Origin of the sequence: Roseateles sp. (assembly GCF_036404855.1) — a bacterium.
Classification (GTDB): Bacteria; Pseudomonadota; Gammaproteobacteria; order Burkholderiales; family Burkholderiaceae_C; genus Pelomonas.
Genome location: NZ_DASWYS010000130.1, coordinates 1 through 4,822, shown reverse-complemented (window position 1 = coordinate 4,822; position 4,822 = coordinate 1). Strand labels below are relative to the sequence as shown.

The 4,822-nt window shown below is 69.8% G+C and carries 4 protein-coding genes; 2 read left to right on the top strand and 2 right to left on the bottom strand.

The features are described 5' to 3' along the window. Both VGF12_RS08860 and VGF12_RS08855 read right to left on the bottom strand, forming a co-directional pair. Positions 1 to 564, bottom strand: a 564-nt coding sequence (locus VGF12_RS08860; protein WP_331175673.1) for a S8 family serine peptidase, incomplete at its 3' end; no start/stop codon positions are given. A 248-nt stretch (positions 565 to 812) separates the two neighbouring features. Next, on the bottom strand, positions 813 to 1,481 hold the full coding sequence (locus tag VGF12_RS08855) for a PEP-CTERM sorting domain-containing protein (RefSeq protein ID WP_331175672.1): 669 nt from the start codon (positions 1,479 to 1,481) through the stop codon (positions 813 to 815). A gap of 182 nt (positions 1,482 to 1,663) precedes the next feature. Here VGF12_RS08855 and VGF12_RS08850 point away from each other — a divergent pair, with 182 nt between their 5' ends. After that, positions 1,664 to 2,902: an SAM-dependent methyltransferase gene (locus VGF12_RS08850; RefSeq protein ID WP_331175671.1), complete on the top strand. Its 1,239-nt coding sequence runs from the start codon at positions 1,664 to 1,666 to the stop codon at positions 2,900 to 2,902. 66 nt (positions 2,903 to 2,968) lie between these two features. Further along, on the top strand, positions 2,969 to 4,822 hold a 1,854-nt coding region (locus VGF12_RS08845; protein WP_331175670.1), incomplete at its 3' end, for an AAA family ATPase.

Below are 4,822 nucleotides of genomic sequence, written 5' to 3'. Positions count from 1 at the left end.
GCCGTGGCCGTTGACGTCGCTGGTGTCGCTGTTGTTGTCGTAGAAATTCCAGCCCGGCACGAGGCGACCGGCCAGGTCGGGATGGCTGGCGTCGATGCCCGTGTCCAGCACGGCGATCGTCACGCCGGCTCCCTGGGCCGTATCCCAGGCGTTGGGCAGGCCGAGCTTGTTCAGATGCCACTGGCTGCCGGCATAGGGATCGTTGGGCGCCGCGGCCGGGACAACCAACTGGTCGAGCTCGGCAAACTTCAACTGCGGATGGCGGCCCAGCGTCGCCGCCACGGCCTTCTCGGACGCTGTTGCGGGCAGATCCAGCACGAACAGGCCGGGCGGGCCCATGCGGCGTGCCTTGGCGCCATGGGCCGACGCAATCTTGCCCACCTCGGCGTCGGTCAGGCCGGCCTTGGTGCCGATCAGCACGCGCCGCGGCGCCGTCGCGTTCGGACCTGCAGCACTGGGCTTGGCCGACAGCTGGGCGATGGCCTGACCGACAGGATCAGACCTGCCCTCGACGCCGCCAGACGTCAGAGCTGTTGAGAGCGCGAGGGAAATGAGCAAGGGCACGGCAACTCCAAAAAAAATGGGCCAAAGGGCCTGAATTCAGTGTATGGGCCGTCATCCTTGGGCCTGGGGGGCGGACGGTTGCTGGATGTGAGCGAGTTGGCGTGCGGGGCGGGTTGTTTTTGTATGGACCTGTAAGCCGTGTTGCCGGGCCCTTCCGCGGGCATTGGCGCATGCCGGAACGGCCCAGAAACGACAAAGCCCGCGGCTGCGGGCTTTGTCAGGGCAGGGGGGGCGACCCCGGGGGGACGTCAGGCGGGGCGACGGCGGCGCGTCGCGGCGACGCCCAGCAGTGCGAGGCCGGCCAAGGCCAGCGAGGCAGGCTCCGGCACGGTGTTGGTATTGGTGGGCGTGCCGCCACCGCTGGGATTGCCACCACCATTCGTCGTCGGCGGCACATAGGTCATGTCGGCCGACAGCAGGGAGCCGATGGGCTTGCTGCCCGCCTGATCCGTGAAACCGACTTTCAGGTGCGGGGCGATGGCGCCCGTCAGGTCGATGCCCGTGCCCAGCAGGTCGATGGTGAACAGCATGTCGCCGGTCAGCAGGATGTTCGGATTTGCATCCAGGCAGAAGGCGCCGGAATTGCCGTTCTTGTTGCAACCCTGGCCGGCCAGTTCGGTGTGCGTGAAGCTCCACTGGATGGTGCTGCCGGGCGTCGGGTTGACGGCGACGTTGACACCGGTCAGGCCGGGCAGCTTGCCACCCAGGCCATTGAAGCCCAGGTAGCTCAGGTAGTCAGCCGTCTTCCAGTCGCCGGTCGCGTTGTCGGCGTTCTGGATGCGCAGCGTGAAGGTATCCGTGTCCACCGTGTGGAACGTGAAGGTGACGCCCTGGCTGGCGGTGACGAAGTCGGCCTGGGCGGAGGCCGCAAGGGCCGTCAACAGGGTGGCGGCGATGAGGCGCATCGATTTGGACATGTGGTGTTTTCCCCTGAAATGCTGGAAGCCGGAAATTCAACTTCAAGTTAGGGAGACTCTAAAAAGAAGCCTGCAGCCGCGCATCCCCCTGCAGCGGGGGGGATGCCACGCGATTTGTGCAGCAGTGGGCATCTTTTCCCCCGAACAAGGGGGGCGCGGGCGATCCAGGACAATCCGCGCCGATGCCTGCCCCGCTCTTCTCTTCGCTGATCACCCCGCCGCCCGCCGCTTCCGCGCCGGCTCACGAGCGCTTTCTGCACCTGTTGCGCCTGGCGCTGGCCGGCGGCCAGTTCGGCAAGCTTCTGCTGTCGGGCCCGGTCGGTGAGGAGGGCGAGATCGAACGCCTGACCGTGCGCCTGGTCGAGCTGCGCGGCGAGCCGTGTCTGAGCTTCCTGTGGCGGCACCGCACGAAGGACGTCACCAAGAACCATGCGCCCGAGGCTGGCCTGGCGGAGATCGCGGCCCTGCTCGGCGTGCGTTTTCGCAACGCCCATCTGCACACCGCGGCCGAGGAAGTGCAGTTCGCCGTCAGTCGCAAGGGGCGCGAGACGCTGCGCGTGACACGTGTCGATGCCTCGCAAGCTCCGGCGCCCGGCACCCACGACAAGGCCAAGCAGCGGCCGCTGGACATCGCGCACCCGGTCTGGTCGGCGCTGGGGCTGACTCATCTCGTCAAGGGCGAGCCGGCCCTGGTGCCGGCGATGGCCCGAAAGTGGAAGCAGATCAACCGCTTTGTCGAGATCCTGTCATCGGCCGCCGAGGAGGCCGGCCTGCAGGGGAGCGTGCGCGTGGCCGACTTCGGTTCGGGCAAGGGGTACCTGACCTTTGCGGTGCACGACTGGCTCCAGTCCCACGGCCTGCAGCCGCGCGTGACCGGCATCGAGCTGCGCGACGACATGGTGCGCCTGTGCAATGCCGTCATCGAGAGCGAACAGCTTGCCGGCATCCGCTTTGACCAGGGCGATGTGCGCACCCAGGCCGTGCAACCCCTGGACGTGATGATCGCCCTGCATGCCTGCGACATTGCGACCGACCATGCACTGCACGTCGGCCTGCAGGCGGGGGCCAAGGTCATCATGAGCTCGCCCTGCTGCCACAAGGAGCTTCGTCCGCAGATGACGCTGCCCGCCGTGCTGCGCCCGATGCTGCAGCATGGCATCCACCTCGGCCAGGAGGCCGAGATGGTGACCGACGCGCTGCGCGCCCTGCTGCTGGAGAGCCAGGGCTACCGCACCCAGGTGTTTGAGTTCATCGCGCTGGAGCACACCAGCAAGAACAAGATGATCCTGGGCGTGAAAGCCCAGGGCGCTGCGGCCGAGGCGCTGGCGGCGCGACGGCCCGAGCTGCTGGCGCAGATTGCCGAGATCAAGCGTTTCTACGGCTTGCGCGAGCAGCGGCTGGAGCAGTTGCTCGCGGCCTGACGGGGCGCGTGCGTTGGCGCCGCACCTGATGCACGCGGGCGGGTGGGTGATCTAGCATCCGCGCCCATGGCTCTCGCCCACACCAAGACCCGTGCGCCGCGCCCGCGTGCCGGCCTGCTGCTGCCGCGTCCGGCCCTGCTCGCCAGCGTGCAGCAGGCGCTGGAGACCCACCGCGCCCTGCTGATCTGCGCGCCGGCCGGCGACGGCAAGACGGCGCTGCTGACCCAGGCCCTGGCAGATGTGCCCACGGACACGGCCGTGGCCTGGGTGTCGCTGGACGAGGGCGACGACCTGGGCCGGCTGCTCGACTGCCTGTTCGCCGCCTTTGAGCCCTATGACCCCCCGTGGCGCACAGCGCCCGAGGGCCTGCGCGACGCGGCCCTGCGCGGCGGCACCGAGATCGTCACCGTGGCCGACGCGATGCTGAATGCGCTGGAGGCTTGCGAAGTTGGGCGCGGTCTCATCGTGCTGGACGACGTCCACCACCTGGTCGACCCGGCCTCGCTGCAGTTCCTGGACCGCTGGCTGGCCCGCATGGGCGAGCGCTGGCGCCTCGTGCTGGCGGCCCGCCACGAGCCTGCGCTGCGCCTGGCGCGGCTGCGCGCCGCCGGCGATCTGGCCGATCTCGGACCGGCCGAACTGGCGCTTGCGCGTGGCGAGGTGCAGCAGCTGGCCCAGGCCGCGGGCCTGGACGATGGCATCGCGGCCGGGCTCTACGAGCGCTGCCAGGGCTGGCCCGCCGGCCTGCGCCTGGCGCTGGGCATGAGCCAGGGACAGCGCCTCCCGGCGGCCATCGACCGGGCCACCTTCGATTACCTCGCCGCCGAGGTGCTGGACCGCCTTGAAGCCGGCCTGCGCAGCTTCTTGCTGCGCACCAGCGTGCTGCACGAGCTGGACGCGGCGCGCTGCCAGGCCCTGGGCGAGGACGCCAACGCGGCATCCTGGCTGGCAGAGATGGAGCGCCTGTCCCTGTTCGTCACGGTCGTCGACCTGGCGCCGCACACGCTGCGGCTGCACCAGCTGTTTCGCGACATGCTGCAGCAACGCCTGCGCCAGGAACAGCCCGAGGCCTACCGCCAGCTGCTGGAGCGCGCCGCCATGCTGGAGACCGATGCGGTGCGCCGCCAGGGCCTGCTGCTGGCTGCCGATCGGCCGCAGCGCGCCGCCGAGCTGCTACTGGGCGATGGTGCGCTGCTGATGAACCACCTCGGCGCCCAGGGCCTGCTGGACCTGACGCGCCGCTTCGACCCCGGCTTCGCCGACGCCAGTCCCGAACTGCACCGGGCGAGGGCCCTGGCCTTGTGGGTGCTGTGGGAAGCCCAGCAGGCCGAATGGCATCTGAGCCGCGCCGAGGCACTCTTCGACGCCCGGGGTGACGAGGCGGGGCTGCGCGCCTCGCGTGCGCACCGCAGCATCCTGCTGATCGCCCAGGGCCGGCTCAACGAGGCCGAGGCGCTGCTGCGCGACCTCGACCCCTTCGCGCTGAGCGGTGAACTGCGCCGCCTGACACTGCTGGGCCGCGCCTGGCATGCGCTGGAAAGCTGCCGCTTCGACGCCGTCGCACCGCTGTTCGACGCCCTGGTCACTGAGCTGCTGCAGACCGCCTCGCTGGAGGCCTGGTACACCGGCTCGCCGCCGCCGCGTCAAGTCAGCTGCGCCGGCATGGCCATCGTGACCGACCGCTGGTACCGCGGCGCCATGCAGGTGCTGGGCGACCGGCCGCTGCCTTTCGGCGTCAACGCCCACATGGCCCAGGCCTGGAACCTGTTCTGGCAGGGCCGCATTGGCGAAGCCCAGGAACTGCTGGCGCGCGCCGAGGCCGACGCCGCCGGGTGCGGCCGCCTCGTCATCGCGCGCACCCACGGGCAGGCCCTGCATGCGATGCTGGACCGCGTTCATGGTCGCCACGAGGCGGCGGTG